Consider the following 19684-nt stretch of genomic DNA (forward strand, 5'->3'; position numbering starts at 1 on the left):
CAAACCCATAAAAATATAGACCTTATTTTACTACTTTTGTAGATTGACCTTTTCTTTTTTTTCTTCTAGAAATGCATCATCATCTAATACAAATTTCTCATCTTTTCCTACTGCAACTTGTTTTTGGGCAAGAGAAAAGTCCAATAGCAGATCATCCAATTCTTCTAATTCATCAGATTCTGTATCAAGTTCTTTTACTTCCATTGAATCTTTTCGAACAGCAGCACTTTCTTGAGGTAAAACATCTTTTTCGAGTTCCGATTCAATTTCTAGCAAACTCTCTATATCTGATAAATAGCCAGTTTCAAGGTTAGTTTCTTCTTCTTTTTTTTGTACAGGGGCTTCAGTACTCCTATTAAGGAGGAATGAAATGTCATCATCGAGCATTGGCACATCATTAAGTTCTAATTCTTCTGGTTCATTTACAGCAGTTGATACATTTTGAGCCAAAACTAATTCCTCTTCCAGATTAGGAATAGACGATGATTCAGGCGAAGAAATATCCTGGTCACTTTCCGCTAAAAGAGGCTGACTGCTACGATTGACTTTGCTATAATTCTCTTCTTGTTCTGTAAACTCATCATCCAGTTCATTTTCGTAGAAACTGGGCTCTTTGATTAGCATGGTCTCAAACCGATTGTTAATAAAGTAAGCTGAAAAGAAGCTTAAGGCCAACATCATTAAAGCCGTCAGCCATATCGAAAAAGATGAAACTGCAGCCACCCCAATTAGAGATAAAAGAAAACTAACGAATACAACCAACACTTTCCCTTTTTGCGAGTAACCCAATGGTAAAAAAGATACAATTAACATAAGTACCGCCATAGAACCTATGGCCCAAATAATGGACTGCATTGTTTCACACCCCTTAACTAGACTAATTATCCTACAAATTCTACATTTTTTTGCATTTTTAAAATAATTTTGATGACAATTACAATTTTTAGACAAAATTCGCCTACTAAATATTGTATAATACTATTAAATATTTTAAAAGAACACAGTTAATGTTTTTAATGAAAACTGGGTAAATATTCATACGAAACCAAGGTGATAAAATGATTAAAAATAACCAAGCTGGTTTGACACTAGTTGAGTTAATAGCTTCTCTAGTAATACTGTCCTTAATTTTACTATCAGCAATTCCGAAATTATTACTAATAGTTTTCAATATAATTCAGTCTCGAAAAATAAATTGAATGCAACCAACGTTGCAAGATTAACCCAAGAGGAATTTAAAATACAGTCCACTGGGCCTAATTTAAAGAAACAGGATCTGAAGAAGCTTTTAAATTCTATCACCGATGGGACACCAAATTATAGCAAAGGAGATTATGTAAACTTAAACTTAAAAAATGACCTTCAAAATACCGAAGATGTAATCAAGATGGAATTAAACAATCCTGATTACGATGTCATCGTCTACTTTTATACCATCCCTGTATCGAAATCATTATATAAATTGCACATTCAAGTATTAAAAAATGGAAAACTGCTTTCAGAAACATACACATATACTGATTTAAAGTAAAGGAGGAAAAAAAATGCAGAGATGCCCTTCTAAAGAGAGTGGGGTCACATTAATTGAAACTTTAGCTGTATTAACAATACTATCTATTGTCATTGTATTAGCATATAATATTTTTTTCAGTGGAATAAGCAACTCAGATAAAGCAGAAAGAACTGTTCTTTTACAACAGGAAATGAACCTTGTAATCCAAAGTATTACTGAGTCTCATGAAACACAGGATTCCTATGATATTGTTGTAGATACAACACCATTCGCTTCTCATATTATCTTAAAAGGGATAAAGGATGGTGTTACTAGAACAACTGAAATCTCAAACCCTAATTTTGAATATGCCTTGTACGATATAAGTGGCACTACAGGAAAAGTAATGGATAACCCCAAGAAGATTACTAATACATCTAGTCAGCCTTTATCAATTAAAGTAATTATTCGGAACAAACAACATCCTAGTGAAAAGTACGAAGTATCAACCATCATTTCAAGACTTTAAGGAGCCGATTAGAATGAAATCAATAAAAAGTGAAAAAGGTATGACACTTGTTTTAGTTTTACTCACTATCGTTGTGTTCTCAGTAATTGGGTTGGCAGTGGTTGGATCTTCAATTAATAATATGAAACAAGTTAAAAAGTCTGAAACAGTTATACAAACGACAGATATTGCTGAAATGGGAGTGCAAGATTATCAATCTAGGCTATCTAATTTTTTTACGGAACAAGTTAACATAAAAAAATTAAGATATTATTATATTATTACTGATGATTATAAAGCTAAAAATACTATTACTGATGAAATCATTAAAGAATACAGGAGGTTGCTTGTAGCTGATATTTTAGATACATTTAAATTACAAGCTGATTTATATCCTTCCTCATCAAATGGTTACTCTGAAGAAATTCCAGTTGATGATACTACCAACAGTTACTATAAAATTAAGGTGGATAAAACAAACCCTGATATTGTAATTAAATGTACCACATGTGAGGCAAATACAAATGATGGAAAAGTTCAATTAGAGGTCCAGTATGAAAGTTTTGGATACTATGATAACAATCAAGAAAAAAATTTAAAAGGAAAATTTGCTTTTTCTTTTACAATTGATAAATCTAAGATAGAAAAAATCATAACGGAATCTAGTGAGTATTCGGGCGATTTTACTCGTTTCATTCCGAGGCCCATTGACCTTGACCCCTGTTCTCCTATTGATTCTGGAAAAGACTTTGTTGGATTAAATTGTCAATTCGATCAAAAAATAAATATTGATAAGCCCGTGATTTCGGGCGCTACACTAATATTTGACGGCGGAGTCTCATTCAATAAAATTAATCAAGGGATAATGAATGCTACAACACTCTATATTAACGGAGACACTACTGTGGATAGTCATATTAATGGTATTGATGATTCCTTTATCTACATTAATGGAACGGCTAATTTAGGCATGGTTAACCAGGGGATACACGACTCAGTTATTGTAATAATTGGAACGGCAAAATTTAAAGACCAGATAAAAGGGTTAACAGGGACTACCATATATGTTGATGGTACTGCAGACTTTTCAGATATTGATTTAAATAAATCAGATAGTACAGCTGTATTTTGTGTAAAAGGAGAAATTATCCCTCCTTCCGGTAAGAAAAGCAAGGATATTCCCAATATATATACTCCAAGCGATACTGAATTTACAGACAAGTGCTATCGAACGATTACAGAAAAGAACCCAGACTTGAATTTCTTAGAAGACTTCCTAAACTCAATGAACACCCTTTCCCCAGAAATTATCTATTAATCATTTAAAAAAAGCTGTCCATCTTTGAATGGACAGCTTTTTTGTATTCAAAGGGAAATCTTGACATCTTTTTATTAGTTAGAAGAATACTCTGCCACTCGATTTCTCCCAGCCCTTTTCGCACCTACATATAGCGCCCGGTCCGCATGTCTCACCAATGCCAATGCATCTTCAGCATCCTCTGGTGCAGTTGCCACTCCAATCGAAACCGTAATTTTAACCTGCAGCTTCTTTTTGTCATAATCCAAAGCCTGGTATAGGGTAAATGGCCAGTTGGCGATGGACTCCCTGATGTGCTCGGCTACTTGGTATGCCTCGCGTTTTTCAACGTCGGGCAACAGCACGACGAATTCTTCTCCGCCATAACGGGCTACCGTTCCCCGACTTGCCACCAGCTTACTGATTCTTGCGGAAATATCTACTAAAATCTCATTGCCACTTTGATGACCGTACGTATCATTAATGTTTTTAAAATGATCTATATCAAGAATGATTAACGAAAGATCCTTCCGTTCAAAGCGCGTTAATTTTTCAAACTCTCTTGTCAGCACGCTTTCAAAGTAACGAAAATTATATAATTTGGTAAGCGGACACCGCTCGCTTTGGTTCTTGGTTCTTTCATAGTGCCTGGCATTTTCAATAGCCACGGCAAAGTAGGAACAAAGAATGTCGACAATATTAAGCTGGAATTTTTCATAGGCCCTTTTTTGTTTTGAAGCGAGTACTAAGACCCCAATGATCTTTTTGCTTCTGACAATCGGAACACTTAAAATGCTTTCGGCATTTTCGGGAACATAGCTGTTTGTATATTTCCGCCATTCTTTCCGGGAGCCGAAAAGATAAGGCTTTTGTTTCGCCCAAACCATGCCGCTAATACCTTCATTTTTCTTTAGGGTAGGAAGATTGCTGGAAACTACTTTTCCATGGTCAATCATTCTATCTACTATTAATTCATCTCCCTGAACATCAAGGATATAAGCATAATCAACTGGAAGCATTTCACTCAGCTTCTGGATAAATAAATTGACGACATCATCCATGTTTAGCCGTTCCGCCATTTGATGGCCAATTTCTGCTGCCATTTGCAAATATTCATTCATTTTTTGGCTGGAATAATAGAGGTTAAAGATCATCGATAAGCTGACAAAGGGAATCCCGACAAAAAATATCGCCAATAAGCCTACCTGGTGATAGAGTATATACAAAACAAAACCAACGGGAAAAGTAACGACTGTGGTGACGGTTTCAACAAACAAATCCTTGCTTAGGAAAGGTTCTCTGCTTTTATAAATATAGTAAAGATTAAATGAAACGATAATTTGATTCAGCAAATAGTTCAGTACAGCATAAAAAGCCGCAAACCATAAAGTTTTAGGTTCTGTTGATAATGATGGTTCTAAACGTCCTCCGATGAAGTAATAAAACGTCCCGCTGATAAAAGAAACGAGAAAGAACATGATTAAATTCAGTGGCAGACGGAACCATTCACCCCTGCGCAGCACTTTTAACCGGACCAGTAAAACGACAACAGAAAACTGAGCAAACATCATTTCGACAAATAAGCCGAATTTTAAGAAGACAACCAAGGTGACCCACTGAATCAAGAAAATGAACATCTCATTCACAACAATTGGCATAGAGGCGACAACCGAAGTTAGCAGCAAAAATGCCAAAATATCCATCCATTGGGCCGCCGCTGGAGGAGGATAGGACTGATACGTATAGTATATTCCCGCTGGAACCAGCAAGAGCCACACCATAAAAATGCCCCGCTTTGTTTTCGGGTTAACATCATTCATCACAATCCCCCTCCTTCCGCCAAAAAAGTATTAATTCAAGATAAATTTATTTTATCAAATTGTGAAATGCTTGTCATAACTAATTTGTTATATTTTTCAAATTTTCTTTCACTTCTGACAAAAGGTATAAGGAACCGGTAATAACTAGTATCCCTTCTATTTTAGTTCTGTTGTTTGCTTCTATTAGAGCTTCCTGTAGATTACTTATAACTTTCTTATTAGAAAGTGTACAGATTTCCGCCAAATCCTGTGCTGAAGCCGCCCTCGGATTGGGAAAGTCAACAAAGATGAAATCACTGGCAATGGGCTCCAGCATCGAAAGCATTGATCTAGTGTTTTTATCCTTTAAAGCCCCGAATAAAAACGACACTTTTCGATTCGGGTATTCCTCTTTTAACGTCTCTACCAATCGTTTGACCGCATCCGGATTATGGGCCCCATCTAAAATAATTGTGGGGTTTTCGGATATCATTTCAAATCTGCCCGGCATACTTGCCTTTTGCAGACCTTTGATTATTTGGTCGACTTCTAATTTAAAATGGCCACGGGAATTTAATATTTCAGCCGCCTTAACAGCAAGTGAACTGTTCTCCTGCTGATGACGGCCTTTCATCTTCAGCCGCAGGTGTTTATAGGAGCTCCTATTCGTAACAATATCAAAATGGTGGCCGTTCTCAACTAGGGAAAAGTCCTCATTCAATACGTATAAATCTGATTGCAGTTTTTTAGCGTAATTCTTAATGACCGATAAGGCTTCCTGGTTTTGCACCCCAGTAATACTCGGGGTATTCGGTTTAATAATCCCCGCTTTTTGATAGGCAATTTCTCCTAATGTGTTTCCCAAAAAAGCGGTATGCTCCAAGCTAATGTTTGTAATGATGGAGACCAGCGGACACAGCACATTGGTGGAATCCGTCAATCCGCCCATGCCGGTTTCGAAAACGACCGCATCCTGCGGCTCGATACGGGAGAAATAAACAAGGGCCACCACCGTTAATAATTCGAAATCCGTTAAGGTTTCTAACTTTGATGGACCCTGGATATGAGAAATAATATATTGCAGCGTCTCGTCAAATCTTTCTACAGATATCGGACCTTCATTGGTGCAGATTTGATCATTCACCTGAAGAATCGCCGGTGAGGTAAACGTCCCAACCTTATAACCAGCCTCCATTAAGATTTGCCGCATGAATTGAACGGTAGACCCTTTCCCGTTGGTCCCGGCAATATGGATGGATTTCAGGTCATTTTGCGGGTCACCGATAGCATGTAAAAACTCCTTGATCCTTTCAAGGCCTAAATGTATTTCCTCACTTGTATGGATACCGAACTTATTTTTATATGAATTGAATCCCTTGATCATGATGGATTTCCCTTCTTTTATTCTCACTCTATTGTGATATAGTTAGATTATAATTATAAATCAATACATAGCAGCAGGTGAAATAATGTACAACAGTTCCACGAGAGAAAGTCTGATAAACGGTCTTGTTCAATTGGAACATAACCCGGGAACAGCCGGAAAGTTCCCTATTTTCAAACGGGATTCCTATAAGGGAGAAAAACCCGCCTTAATTCTTGTGTTGGCTGATAACAAAACCAAGGCCAAGACTTGGTGCAGAACCTTGGCCAAGCTAACCAAGGCCCATGTGAAAGCAGTGGATTCGCCTGTCTCTTCGTTTGAGATGGAAGCATACATGGAAGAAAATAAAATTCCCTATCTCTTTCTCTTGGAATTCAGCCCGGCTGCTAATGGAATTATCATCTCTGCCCAAAATGAGACGGTCCAATCGTTTTTGACCCAATCGTTTACCGTGGGCTATCCATTTGTGTTCGAACCAGCTGGTTTTGAACCCTATCCAAAGGCCCTGACCACCCATATTACAATGGGACCGGATGCGGACCTTGAGAAATTGATGGGGTTTGTTTGTTCTTACGTGGACTTGCTTCCCAAATTATCTTTGGAAGATAACGAGAGTCATATTCTCAAAAAAAGCGAGGCAAAGGTGAAAGAAAATATCCCTTATAACCGGGTAGAGCTGCATCCGACCTTTTTACAGCAATATCACTTGCAAGAAAATGATTATGTCGTCATCTATAATCCGTTAAACTTCAAGTACACTGTTGCCTGTGTCAAAAGTACAGCCAATATGGCTTTGGATGAAATCATCACCAGTTTGTCCATCCAGAATAAATTGGAGTTATGGACCAATATCGAGATTGTCCTTCATCCGCTAAAGAAAATCGTCAGCCAAAAAGTGACGATTCAAAATGTCAACAAGCTCGCGGATGGTCACATAACCGTTGCCGACGACCTGTTTCAAATGATCACACAGTATGGGGCGGATTATTTTGAAGTGGTGAACCGGACCACCTCGGCTTCATTCGATATTGAGGCCTGTTTCATCCAGTCTGATGCTTCGTTGGGAGACGGGACAGTGAAACTGAGTTACCTGCAGCGCGAATTATTGGGGTTTGAGAACCCGCCGGATACCCTATCTCCATTCTATTTTAATAGGTACCATGACGAATTGGCGCTAAACGATGAACAGCGGCAATTTATCAACAGCCATTACGCAAATAAAAAGGTTCATGAAATAAAAACCTATGAAGGAAAAACGAAAGCCAAGAAAATTTTCACAGCAGCCGGATATTACCAGCCGGCAATTTATCCAATTTATCAAAAACACAAGAAGTCCAGGCTTTTTTTCCTGAAGAAAGTCTTTGTATCCTTATTAAATTGGCTGATTCGTCCTTCTTCCCTTAAGCTGAAAGTGATCCGTCCCTACAGTACGGACGAATCCAGTAACATCGTGAGAATATCAAAGAGTGTGATGAGCCTCTTGGGAATCGAGGAAAATGACCGGATTAGGATCCTTTACCGCGGAAAATCGATTGAGGTTCCGGTTCTTGAACTGGATTCACCGGAATTGATAAAAGAAACCAATATTGTCACCAACGAGAGTTCCATGAACCTATCGATTGGCATACCGGCACATTTGAGATATAAACTGGGAATCAAGCAAATCGGCAAGACCTGTGATGTGGAAAGGGACATGTATTTCCTATTTAAGAAAAACTGGAATTTACAGTTCCTGCCGATACTGGCCACCATTATCGCCATCCTAACTCTGGATCCGCTTGGGGGCTGGCTAAAATTAATCTTAAGCATTATCATTGTTCCATTTTCCAGTTATATCACACTCTCATCAGTCCGGGAAAAAATACCGAAACTATAGGAGTACAACTATGGAACCTATTGAAAAAATCATCAGAATGGAATTAGACTACAAACAGGAGAATTTCCAACAAGAGCAGGCCTATGACATCATTTCTGGCAGCTTGCCGGTTATCATTTCTGCTCCCCACAGCGTGACTCATTTCCGCGATGGCAAACCAAAGCAAGGAGAGTTCATGACAGGGGTGCTGGCCAAATATTTACAGAAGCGGTTGGACTGCTGGTGCATTACGAAAACCAGGAATGACCGAACAGACCCTAACTTTGACCCCGTTCATCCTTATAAACAAGCGATTTGTGACTTGGTTAACGATAATGAGATTTCTTTGTTAATTGACCTGCATATTATGGCCCCTAAACGCCCTGCCGCAATTGAGATAGGCACGGGCAAAGGGAAAAATGTTTTTCACGACGGGCTCTATGCTCAAGTTTTAAAACATCATTTTGAAACATCTGGAATTAGCCCCGTTATCGTCGATGAACGGTTTACCGGAGGATTTCCCTACACGGTATCATCCAATGTTTCTAGTCACACAAACATCCCTTGCGTCCAAATAGAAATAAACTGGAGGCTGCTCGATTTAACGTCTGGCAAGCATCAATTTTTTACGTTGCTTGAATCAATGGCAACGAGCATTAAACAAGTAAGGAGTACACCATGAATAAGAACCGACTTTCCTGCTGGGTCATTTACAACGGCAGTCTGACCGCGGCAAAATTTCTTGACCAAGCCGAAATGATTAAAATCAGTGCCGAAAAGAAAAATATCAGCTGCACAATTTTAAAGAATGATGAACTGACGATGGAAATTGTGAAAGGACAAGCTGTCCTCGGTGGTGAGTCAGACAGACCAAAACCGGACTTTGTCGTGTTTTTAGACAAGGATTTACTACTCGCACGTCATTTAGAACTTCTCGGCATCCCTGTCTACAATCCTGTTTCAGCAATTGAAAGCTGTGACAATAAAGCGGTTATGTATCAAACACTAGCCAATCATGGCCTGCCGATTCCGGAAACCATCATCGCCCCGAAAGTGTACAAAGGCTTTGAATTTCGTAACAAAGAATATTACGAGTATGTGATCCAGCGACTCGGCTTCCCATTAATAATAAAAGAGGTCCACGGTTCGTTTGGGTTGAAAGTTTACTTAATTAATAACCGGGAAGAATTTTATGAAAAAGTAAATGAACTGGCCGGGATTTCTTATTTGTTTCAAAGATTTATCTCTACCAGCCGCGGCCGCGATATACGGATTAATGTCGTAGGTGATCAGGCTGTGGCGAGCATGTACCGGCATTCTGAAACGGACTTTCGCGCCAATGTTTCCAATGGCGGCAAAATGCAGCCGTATCAGCCAACTGAAGCGCAGATCCAGCTTGCCGTACAGTGCAACAAAATCATGGGGACTTACTTTTCGGGGATTGATATTTTGTTTGGGGAAAATGATGAACCTATCATTTGTGAAGTGAATTCCAATGCCCATCTGCGGAATATCTACGACTGTACCGGAATTTGGGTCGCTGATTATATGTTGGATTTCATCATCGATCATTTACAGGAGAATAAACAATGAGAACTGACCTGACAGGCTGGCTCGTCTATAAGAAGCAGGACGCAGCTAGAAATCACGGCTTCATTACCATGCTGATGAAAGAAGCAGAAATTTTAAATATATCTTTAGAACTGGTGTTTGAAGAGGACCTCACATATGGGATCGTCGATACCAGGCTGTCCATTCGACATCCTTACCTTTCGGTGGAGAAAATCAGCTTTGTGGTAATGAGAGCAATCAATCCTTTGTTGTCAAAACAATTTGAAGGAATGGGCCTCCCATGTTACAACCCTTCTGCCGTTTCAGAGATTTGCAATAATAAAGCATTAACCTATCAGTTTGTTGCAAAGTTAGGAATACCCTTATTAACTACGTATTTTATTTCTTACAACTCTTTCCCGGTAGATCACATACCATTTCAGTTTCCAATGGTGTTAAAACAAGCGGGCGGCCGGGGTGGTAAGGAAGTATTTCTTGTTTCCAGCACGGAGGAAATAACCGAATTATTAACGGAATCACCCAATAAACAATTTGTCCTCCAGGAATTAAGCGATAACCCTGGCAAAGACCTTCGGGTGTTTGTCATCGGCACGAATGTGATTGGAGCCGTTTTAAGGGAGTCCCATACCTCGTTCAAGGCGAATTATACATTGGGCGGCATGGTCAGCCCTTATCAGTTGTCAGATTCGGAAATGGAGCTTGTCCAAAGAATTGCTTCCGAACTAAAGGGCGATTTTTTCGGAATTGATTTTTTGTTAAACCAAAACAATGAACTTTTATTTAATGAAATTGAAGATGTTGTCGGATGCCGCTCGCTTTATGCGACCACTGACGTGAATGCGGCAGCATTGTATATGGAATATATTAAAGACCAATTTTAAAAGGGCAGCGGATTCGCTGCCCTTCTTGTTTATGCCCGAATCACTCCGGGGACGATTCTTGAAGCTAGAACCCTATTGGACATATTGGCTGAATTCTTGAAGCATATTGTCTCATAGAGCCCCTTTATGGGACAATTCGACTGGATTCTTGAAGCAAATTATCTCATAGAGCCGAGTTATAAGACAATTTGACTGGATTTGTGAAGCAAATTTTCTCATAGAGCCCTATTGATTCGCTCGATTCCTAATAAAATTAGCCTCGCAGTTCTTTGATTCTTGCTTCCACGATGCCGCGTTTTTCAAGATAATCTTGCTCTTTAGCGCGCTCCTCGGCCACTACAGCTTCGGGAGCTTTTTTCATAAAGCCTTCGTTGCTTAGTTTCTTTTGAACCCTTTCGACTTCTTTGTTTAATTTGTCGTGTTCTTTTTCCAGACGGGCAATTTCCTCATCAATGTTAATCAAGCCCTCAAGCGGCAGGATGATTTCTACCCCGGTGATGACGGCTGTCATGGCTTTATCCGGTACTTCGATATCCGTTCCGATCACCAGCTCTTCCGGATTACAGAAACGCTCAATATAGCCGCGGTTTTCCTCCAGAGCTTTCTGGATGGCTTCATCCTTCGCTTTCACCAGCATCTTAATTTTCTTGCTTAATGGGGTATTCACCTCGGCACGGATGTTCCGTACTGAACGGATCATTTCTACCAGCAGTTTCATCTCTTGGGCTGCTTGATCATCGCTCAGTTCAGGCTTAACCTGCGGCCAGTCAGCGATAGTGATCGATTCTCCTTGATGCGGCAGGTTTTGCCAGATTTCCTCTGTAATAAATGGCATAAACGGATGCAGCAGGCGCATGGTGTTGTCTAGGACATAAGCCAAAATGGAACGGGTCGTTTTCTTGGCCGCCTCGTCTTCCCCGTACAATGGCAGCTTGGACATTTCGATGTACCAGTCACAGAAGTCATCCCAGATAAAATTATATAATGCCCTACCGACTTCACCGAACTCGTAGCGCTCGGAAAGCTTCGTGACATGATCAATCGTTTCATTCAAACGGGTTAAAATCCATTTATCGGCAACTGATTTTTCACCGCTGAAATCAATTTCCTCATAGGTTAAACCATTCATATTCATTAAAGCAAACCGGGAAGCGTTCCAAATTTTATTGGCAAAATTCCAAGTTGCTTCTACTTTTTCCGTGCTATAACGCAAATCCTGACCTGGTGAAGAACCAGTGGATAAGAAATATCTTAGTGCATCGGCACCGTATTGATCTATGACGTCCATTGGATCAACACCGTTACCTAATGATTTACTCATTTTCCGGCCTTGCTCATCGCGTACGAGACCATGGATGAGAACATCCTTAAATGGACGGTCACCGGTGAATTCGACACTTTGGAAAATCATCCGAGATACCCAGAAGAAGATGATATCATAACCGGTTACCAGCGCATCGGTTGGGAAAAACCGTTTGAAGTCCGCTGCATCCTTATCCGGCCAGCCCAGAGTCGAGAATGGCCATAGGGCGGAACTGAACCATGTATCCAATACATCTTTATCCTGTTCCCAACTTTCCGCGTCAGCCGGTGCTTCATGGCCGACATAGACTTCACCAGTTTCCTTGTGATACCAAGCTGGAATCCGGTGTCCCCACCACAATTGTCTTGAAATACACCAGTCACGGATATTTTCCATCCAGTGCAAGTAAGTTTTTTCAAACCGGTCCGGAACGAAGTTAACCTTGTTCTCCTTCTTTTGCAATTCAACGGCTGCATCGGCTAGCGGCTGCATTTTTACAAACCATTGGGTGGACAGATATGGCTCTACTACGGCACCGCTGCGCTCGGAGTGTCCGACGGAATGCAAGTGGTCTTCAATTTTGAACAGAACGCCTTGTTCCTGAAGGTCCTTAACGATTTGCTTACGGCATTCGAACCGGTCCAAACCTTGGTACTTGCCGGCTTTTTCATTCATCGTGCCGTCCTCGTTCATGACGAGAATCCGCTCCAGGTTATGGCGGTTACCGACTTCAAAGTCATTAGGATCATGGGCAGGCGTGATTTTTACTGCCCCAGAACCAAACTCTTTATCAACATAGTCATCCGCGACAATCGGGATTTCCCGGCCGACAATTGGCAGGATGACAGTTTTGCCGATTAGATGCTGGTAGCGCTCATCTTCCGGATGGACTGCTACTGCGGTATCGCCCAGCATTGTTTCCGGACGGGTCGTTGCCACTTCAATCGAACCAGAGCCATCGGCAAGTGGATAATTCATATGATAGAAAGCACCCTGAACATCCTTATAGATAACCTCAATATCGGATAGAGCTGTCTTGGTCGACGGGTCCCAGTTGATGATGTATTCACCGCGATAAATAAGCCCTTTATTATATAGCTTAACAAATACTTCACGTACCGCTTTAGACAAGCCTTCGTCCAGGGTAAAACGCTCACGTGAATAATCAAGGCCCAGGCCTAATTTGGCCCATTGCTGGCGGATATGGGAGGCATACTCTTCCTTCCACTTCCATGTTTCCTCGACAAATTTTTCACGGCCTAAGTCATAACGGCTTTTGCCTTCACTGCGTAGCTTTTGCTCGACTTTTGCCTGGGTGGCGATTCCGGCATGGTCCATGCCAGGCAGCCATAAAACATCATAACCCTGCATCCGCTTCATACGCGTAATAATATCTTGTAGCGTTGTATCCCACGCATGGCCTAAGTGCAGTTTACCTGTAACGTTTGGCGGCGGAATCACGATCGTATATGGCTGTTTTCCCTCGTCATCTTTCGCTTCAAAAAATTTGCCTTCTACCCACCATTTATAACGCCCTTTTTCAATAGATTGGGGGTCATATTTGGTAGGCATTGAAATTTCCTTTGTTTCCATGTATATTGCCTCCTTCTAAACTACCTGCAAACAACAAAAAACCCCATTCGTCGTAAAAGGACGAATGGAGTTGCTTCGCGGTACCACCTTTTTTCCAATCAACCATTATTGATTGGCGCTTCATCGAATAACGGATTTCCTCCGTCTTCTGCTACTGATTGTTCACAGAAGAAGCTATTGGGTGACCTTCCGATGTTCCGCTTAGGAAATCTTTCAGCTAATAATTTCCCTCTCTTAAAGCCGGATGGTATCGTACTCTTCCCTGTCTTTGCTTTTGGTTTTTAAATTATATTGTTATACTACCCAAAAAAGGGTCCCTTCGTCAATCATGATGGACAATTTTTTTAATTTATATACTATGAAGCACCTATGAAAAATGCTACCACTTTTAAGCAATTTGGTTCTTTCCGTGGTCTGGTAAGTTCAATTGTTCCGATGCTGCACTCTTCATTAACCACTCGGATTTGGCAAGGGTAATCCCTAGAATAGCCCAATATAGCGGAGCAACTGGAACCGTGCTGATATTAAAGAATGCCTGAATCAAATAGCCGATGACGATGGAAATGAGCCCGTACATCATCAGTCTCTCCTTGCCGCTCGCCATTCGAACCGCAAGGAACGCCTTTCGCAAAATCAAAAATATAAACAGCAAATAGGTTAATAGTGCCGGAACCCCTAAGGTAATCGCCATCTGCAAGTACTCATTATGGGCTTTGTCCACTCTCTGTCCACCCAAGTAGGTTAGTAATTCCTTATCTGTTGCTGGAAAAATAAACTCAAAGGTATCCGGACCAGAACCGATCCAAAAATATTCCGGGATTAATGGCAGTGATTTCTTCCATATAAAAAACCTTGAAGAACCTTCATGACCGGTGCTATGATGGGAAGCTATCTTATATGAATCCGATAAAACAGACCCAATCCGATCATTATACCTCCCGTTTTCAGTCCAATTAATAATAAGCAATAATAGCATCAAGGAAACCATTAGGGATCCCCATTTTTTCCATAGGAATTTTCTCTTAAAAATAACAAAAACCTTCAGAAACACCAGAGCGCAAAATACACCAACATAAGCGCTTCTGGTATTAGAAAATATTAATGCAACAAATGCAAAACAAACTGTGATGTAATACAGCATAGTAGTTTTTTTGCTCTTTGATATAATGAAACAGGTCACGGCTGACAAGAATGCCAATACCAAATAGGAACCGAAAAAGTTAGGATTATCAAAAAACGTGTAAGTTCCAGGATAATGACGCATGGCGCTATTCCGAGGCAAAAAGTCCAGTTGGAAATGCTGCAGGATTCCATAGATCGAGACGATTATCGACACAATCGCGATTCCCGAAATGGCTTTATCCCATTTTTTCTCCCCCAAAAACCTGAACGAAAATAAAAATACACTGCAGTAGGAGAAAAACGAAATCAGGCCTTCCTTGCGATCGATAAGGCCATAAACAGACGTATACCGGTAATCGGAAAACGCAGTTGAGATTTCTACCAGACATATAAACACAAATAAGGTGTAAACTGCCATGTTGTGTTCTTGGGAAGGAAACAGGGAGCGGAACTTGCGTTTGAATAGGACATACAACCAAGTGCCGATAACAAATAGGTACAAATAATTTGTTTTGGGGTCTGTGTAGTACGGATCAAATCCCCATGGATAGATGAGCAGCGGAAATAGTAGAATAAACCAATACATGTATGTACTCCTTTAGATTGTTCATTTAGTAAAATAGGCACTTGTAAATGATTTCATTTTTATCAAACCATGCATTTGATTTTTTGTAAAGGAAATATTTTAAACAAATATTGGAGAATTCACACGATTGTCTGAATATACATATGGTAAATGGGCGTGGGGGAGGTTTACCGGTGAGGAATTTTCAAAAATACAAATACCGTCCCTGGTTTAAAACGTTTCGCAAGGTGAGCGGACAGTTAATTGTACCGTTTATAATTTTTCAGTTTTTGAGGACGATTTTTCTGCCGACTGTTTTTGATGTCATTTTATTATCGGTCTTTGTCGGGATTGCCATTTCCATCTATTTTGACGTGATATAAGAGCCCATCGGCGCAAACTAACTTTGCTGCTGTTGGGCTCCTTCTTTTGCCGCCTGGGCCGCTGCCTGTTGCTGGGCATCAATCTCGCTCATCCGCATCACTACATACTCGGTATTTTTCAATTGCCAATAGCGATGCTGCAGCTGCCGAACGAATTTCAACTCATTTTTGGGCCGTTGCTTGCGGTAAAACTTCTCTGCCGCTTGAATGATTGGGATGGGATAGGACAGATAACTGTAGAATAATAGTTTTTCATCGGATTTGAAGGGAAAATATTTATAATAATGATATACCCAGTCAATCACCTCATCGTTGCGCTTCGGGCTGGTGTTGAGCGCCCGCGACAGGTACGGCAGCAAATCGTGAATCGGTGAACCATACTGGGCATTTTCAAAATTGATGAAAAAACCGTAGCCGCGGTCATCATAAAGAAAATGCTCATGGGACAGTTTCCCGTGGACGACCACCATCCGGGCCTTCTCTTTCTCCTTCGTTTGCTCATACCATTCTTCGAACTTTGATTTGGAAAACCGTAACGCCTGGCTGATTTCGTTATAGTACAAGCAATAGAGCAATTCAAACGGCGACATGTACGCCTTTTTTTCACAAACATCAATAAAGCCGTCGAGGAATTCCTGATGTTTATCCAACTGCTCGATGGTTTTTTCGTAATGTTCGGTCCGTTCTTCCTGGCTAACCTTGACTTCTTTGGCTGACAAGGTATGCAACCTAGCCAGCTCGCGGAACAGCTGGTTATTTTTAAACTGGCGGTTTTCCGAATAATCATTCGACATCCATGGCATCAGGTAATAAAGCTCGTTATCATGCAAGATTGCGTACCTGCCATCCATGGCCGGATATATTGGGACAATTCGGTTATAGCCTTTTTGGTAAAGATAATGGACATGGCGGATAAAATCGGTCCCGATCGAAGGAGGAATTTTTTTCAAGGCAAAGGTGCCTTTATTGGAATACACCTTCTGGACACTTCCGAAATCCTCGATAAAATACGGTTCCACTTGGTATTGCTGCAGGATTGGAGTGAGCCTCTCCAATCGGTTGGGGTCACTCATAAAATTCAACTCTCTTCCCTTTACAAAAAGTCTGAAAAAAAGAATCTGAGCAGGCCGAACGACCCGCTCAATTCCTTCAAAAGTTTACTTTTTTGCCAAAGCGGCCGGAATATACAATACTTGGCCTTCATGGACATCCTCGCTGATTTCAAGCTGGTTCATGCGCAACAAATTATGCACGGGCACTGAATACCGCTCCGAGAGGGAGTCAATTGTGTCGCCCTTTTGGACAATGCACATACGCAGTCTTGCCTGCTGCGGTCCTTCATCCTTGCGGGCAAGGAAATCGGTCAGGGTCATGGTTTTCTTTTTTACGGTTTTCTTTTTCTTCTTAGGGGCTTCTTCGGAAGAAGATGAACTTTCTAAAACTTCGTCCACTTCCTCTAATACTTCCGGCACCACCTTCGTCTTTTCTGCCACTACCTCCACTTCCACTGGATGCTGCTCGCTTCTGGCTTCATGAAAATGTAAGGCTGGCTCAACAGGCTCCGGGTGGTATTCTTGGAATTGCCATGCTTCCTCGTGGTCTGCGCTTTCCTCGGCTTCCTCCGGCTGATAGTTAAACGTCGGGAACTTAGGGAATGCCTCAACTTTCGGCTGTTCATCCTGCTGCTTCCTTGCCTCAATTTCAAATAACACATTGTTCTCATATGGGCTATGGGCAGCATGCTCTTCTATTTCTTCCTCAAATTCGGCTTCGGCGCGATGAACGACCTCATATTCCTGCTCTTCTTCCTGCTGGGGTTCGGATTCATAGAGCCCACTGATCGTCAGTTCGGCAGAAAGCTTCAAGCAACTGCGCTCAGGCAAAGAATAATCAAACGATTCCACCAGCACATCGATATCGTAAACACTTTGAATGCGGTTATTCGGAATGGTAATGTCAACTGGGAACCGGTGTGAAAATTCACAGACTCCCTCTTCTTGTTCCGCGACCCGCTCCACAAATTTTTGTGAAGGCACCGCCTGGGCCTCAACAGCATTACTATCCTGTACGTTTTTATATTCGCCGGAGAGTTCCAGCGACCCCCGTATAGTTACGTACTGATCGTTTTCCTGGATGGTTATGTCCGGGTCTAGGGATATGGAAATGAGTTCCTCGACTTCCTGTCCTTTTCTAAACCACAACGATTCCTCCACAGAAAATCTAAGGTACGATTGATTCTCCTGGGACAAAGCGACTCCTCCTTTCGTTTCCTTCACGTAAAATCACTATGTCACTTACACTCTATGAGCCAATATTTTTATTTATGATAAAAAAGCCCGATTGTCTGGAAAAATTGCAGGAGTTTTTAGAAGAAGCCCAGGATCTTTCTTAAAGAAGGGGTCCTCGAGTTTGTCAGTGCTTTTTGTAACCAAGGTTTATTGAGGACAATTTAGTCTGTTTTCCAGTTCATTTTGTCGCCAAGAAGCCTTATTGCCGACAGTTTCGTCTCTTTTCCTGCCCGTTTTGTCGCCAAGAGGCCTTATTGGAAACCCCTTAAGAGAGCATTTTTAAATACTGGATTCCTAGAGCAAAAAAAAAACACCCGTCGATTGGCGGGTGCTTCCATGTTATTTAAGCTTGGAAAAAGCAACTTCTGCTGCTTGTATCGTTTTGGCAATATCCTCATCCGAATGTTCGGTGGACAAGAACAGTCCCTCGAATTGGGATGGCGGCAAGAAGATTCCTTGGTCGGCCATTTCGACGTAATACTGAGCAAAATAATCAAGATTCGAGGTTTTGGCTGTCTCGTAATTGACGACATCCATACCGGTGAAGAAAAAGCCAATCATCGAACCGGCACGGTTAAACGTAATCGGAACACCATGCTTTTCAGCGGCTGCTGTAAAGCCTTTTTCCAGCATGTCCGCTTTACGGATGAATTCCTGATAGTGCTCAGGAGTTAACTGGCTTAATGTCTCATAGCCGGCAGTCATCGCTAACGGGTTTCCTGACAAAGTGCCTGCTTGGTAAATCGGGCCGCTTGGCGCGATTTTTTCCATGATTTCAGCTTTACCGCCATAAGCTCCTACCGGCAGCCCCCCGCCAATAACTTTTCCTAAGCAAGTCAAGTCAGGCGTGATATTAAAATAACCTTGGGCACAGTTGTAGCCGACACGGAAGCCGGTCATGACTTCATCAAAAATCAGCAATGCTCCGTATTGGGTAGTAATTTCACGCAACCCTTCCAAGAAACCTGGAAGCGGAGGCACGAGGCCCATGTTGCCGGCAACAGGTTCAACGATGATACAGGCAATGTCATCCCCAAATTTTTCAAAAGCAAGTTTAACACCGTCAATGTCATTGTACGCTACCGTGATGGTATTTTTCGCAATGCTCTCCGGAACACCAGGGCTATCGGGAAGCCCGAGGGTGGCAACACCGGAACCTGCTTTAATTAACAAGGAATCGCCATGTCCATGGTAAGAGCCTTCGAATTTTAATATTTTGTTGCGGCTAGTATAACCGCGTGCAAGACGGAGCGCACTCATGGTGGCTTCTGTGCCGGAGTTGACCATCCGGATAATTTCAATCGAAGGCACGCGTTCTTGGACTAGCTGGGCCAATTTATTTTCCAATAAAGTCGGAGCACCAAAACTGGTTCCTTGCTCGGCTGTCTTTTTCAACGCTTCGACGACTTGGTCGTTAGCATGTCCCAGTATTAACGGTCCCCAGGACAGCACATAGTCAATGTATTCATTAGCATCAATATCATAGATTTTGGAGCCTTTGCCCCTTTCCATAAAAATCGGATTCATATTGACCGATTTAAAGGCGCGGACTGGGCTGTTCACTCCGCCAGGCATTAAGTTCTGCGCTTCCTTAAATGCTTCTATCGATTTGGTATACGAACGCATCCTGTTCCCTCTTTCC

At 41.4% G+C, this 19684-nt stretch carries 17 protein-coding genes and 1 other annotated feature; of the genes, 9 read left to right on the forward strand and 8 right to left on the reverse strand.

The annotated features are described in order from the left end of the window. Positions 1-30: 30 nt before the first annotated feature. Positions 31-855: a hypothetical protein gene (locus tag ACY8D0_RS20785; protein ID WP_462412389.1), complete on the reverse strand. Its 825-nt coding sequence runs from the start codon at positions 853-855 to the stop codon at positions 31-33. Positions 856-1058: 203 nt separating this feature from the next. On the opposite strand from ACY8D0_RS20785, the gene ACY8D0_RS20790 reads away from it, so the two are divergent. Genes ACY8D0_RS20790 through ACY8D0_RS20805 form a run of 4 tightly spaced genes read left to right on the forward strand, consistent with a single transcriptional unit; the run spans position 1059 to position 3318 of the window. Next, entirely contained in the window at positions 1059-1199 is a 141-nt protein-coding gene (locus ACY8D0_RS20790; RefSeq protein WP_462412390.1) for a prepilin-type N-terminal cleavage/methylation domain-containing protein, read from the forward strand. Next, a complete protein-coding gene (locus ACY8D0_RS20795; protein ID WP_462412391.1) occupies positions 1196-1531 on the forward strand; it encodes a hypothetical protein in 336 nt (111 codons plus the stop codon). Before ACY8D0_RS20790 ends, ACY8D0_RS20795 begins: the two co-directional genes overlap by 4 nt. Before the next feature lie 13 nt (positions 1532-1544). Next, positions 1545-2021 carry a pilus assembly FimT family protein gene (locus tag ACY8D0_RS20800; RefSeq protein ID WP_462412392.1) on the forward strand — a complete coding sequence of 159 codons (477 nt, stop codon included), beginning with the start codon at positions 1545-1547 and terminating at the stop codon, positions 2019-2021. Positions 2022-2034: 13 nt separating this feature from the next. After that, positions 2035-3318 carry a hypothetical protein gene (locus ACY8D0_RS20805; protein WP_462412393.1) on the forward strand — a complete coding sequence of 428 codons (1284 nt, stop codon included), beginning with the start codon at positions 2035-2037 and terminating at the stop codon, positions 3316-3318. Positions 3319-3392: 74 nt separating this feature from the next. On the opposite strand, the gene ACY8D0_RS20810 is transcribed toward ACY8D0_RS20805, so the two are convergent. Together ACY8D0_RS20810 and ACY8D0_RS20815 are read right to left on the reverse strand one after the other, a co-directional pair. Further along, complete coding sequence (locus ACY8D0_RS20810) at positions 3393-5117, reverse strand: sensor domain-containing diguanylate cyclase (RefSeq protein WP_462412394.1); 1725 nt, start codon at positions 5115-5117, stop codon at positions 3393-3395. A gap of 79 nt (positions 5118-5196) precedes the next feature. Further along, the gene (locus ACY8D0_RS20815; RefSeq protein ID WP_462412395.1) at positions 5197-6480 is read right to left on the reverse strand and encodes a bifunctional folylpolyglutamate synthase/dihydrofolate synthase; all 1284 of its coding nucleotides are present in this window, start codon (positions 6478-6480) and stop codon (positions 5197-5199) included. 85 nt (positions 6481-6565) lie between these two features. Between ACY8D0_RS20815 and ACY8D0_RS20820 the strand changes: the two genes are divergently transcribed. The 4 genes from ACY8D0_RS20820 to ACY8D0_RS20835 are packed head-to-tail and all read left to right on the forward strand — an operon-like array spanning position 6566 to position 10788. Then, positions 6566-8356, forward strand: coding sequence for a hypothetical protein (locus ACY8D0_RS20820; RefSeq protein WP_462412396.1), 1791 nt, complete (start codon positions 6566-6568; stop codon positions 8354-8356). A 10-nt stretch (positions 8357-8366) separates the two neighbouring features. Continuing rightward, positions 8367-9017, forward strand: coding sequence for an N-formylglutamate amidohydrolase (locus tag ACY8D0_RS20825; RefSeq protein WP_462412397.1), 651 nt, complete (start codon positions 8367-8369; stop codon positions 9015-9017). Beyond that, positions 9014-9928 (forward strand): ATP-grasp domain-containing protein, encoded by a 915-nt coding sequence (locus ACY8D0_RS20830; protein WP_462412398.1) that lies wholly within the window; start codon positions 9014-9016, stop codon positions 9926-9928. Before ACY8D0_RS20825 ends, ACY8D0_RS20830 begins: the two co-directional genes overlap by 4 nt. Further along, positions 9925-10788 (forward strand): ATP-grasp domain-containing protein, encoded by an 864-nt coding sequence (locus tag ACY8D0_RS20835; RefSeq protein ID WP_462412399.1) that lies wholly within the window; start codon positions 9925-9927, stop codon positions 10786-10788. Before ACY8D0_RS20830 ends, ACY8D0_RS20835 begins: the two co-directional genes overlap by 4 nt. Positions 10789-11041: 253 nt before the next feature. On the opposite strand, the gene ACY8D0_RS20840 is transcribed toward ACY8D0_RS20835, so the two are convergent. Both ACY8D0_RS20840 and ACY8D0_RS20845 read right to left on the reverse strand, forming a co-directional pair. After that, the gene (locus ACY8D0_RS20840) at positions 11042-13684 is read right to left on the reverse strand and encodes a valine--tRNA ligase (RefSeq protein ID WP_462412400.1); all 2643 of its coding nucleotides are present in this window, start codon (positions 13682-13684) and stop codon (positions 11042-11044) included. A 53-nt stretch (positions 13685-13737) separates the two neighbouring features. Continuing rightward, positions 13738-13962, reverse strand: a binding site (T-box leader). Between the two features lie 110 nt (positions 13963-14072). Further along, on the reverse strand, positions 14073-15392 hold the full coding sequence (locus ACY8D0_RS20845) for an O-antigen ligase family protein (protein ID WP_462412401.1): 1320 nt from the start codon (positions 15390-15392) through the stop codon (positions 14073-14075). Positions 15393-15565: 173 nt separating this feature from the next. Between ACY8D0_RS20845 and ACY8D0_RS20850 the strand changes: the two genes are divergently transcribed. Next, entirely contained in the window at positions 15566-15754 is a 189-nt protein-coding gene (locus tag ACY8D0_RS20850) for a hypothetical protein (protein WP_462412402.1), read from the forward strand. A gap of 17 nt (positions 15755-15771) precedes the next feature. On the opposite strand, the gene ysxE is transcribed toward ACY8D0_RS20850, so the two are convergent. From ysxE to hemL, 3 genes are all read right to left on the reverse strand, one after another. Beyond that, the gene (ysxE, locus tag ACY8D0_RS20855) at positions 15772-16827 is read right to left on the reverse strand and encodes a spore coat protein YsxE (protein ID WP_462412403.1); all 1056 of its coding nucleotides are present in this window, start codon (positions 16825-16827) and stop codon (positions 15772-15774) included. Positions 16828-16911: 84 nt separating this feature from the next. After that, positions 16912-18003 carry a stage VI sporulation protein D gene (gene spoVID / locus ACY8D0_RS20860; RefSeq protein WP_462412404.1) on the reverse strand — a complete coding sequence of 364 codons (1092 nt, stop codon included), beginning with the start codon at positions 18001-18003 and terminating at the stop codon, positions 16912-16914. A 378-nt stretch (positions 18004-18381) separates the two neighbouring features. Beyond that, entirely contained in the window at positions 18382-19668 is a 1287-nt protein-coding gene (gene hemL / locus ACY8D0_RS20865; RefSeq protein ID WP_462412405.1) for a glutamate-1-semialdehyde 2,1-aminomutase, read from the reverse strand. Positions 19669-19684: the final 16 nt, after the last annotated feature.

The sequence above is a fragment of the Neobacillus camarae genome (genome assembly GCF_054950115.1).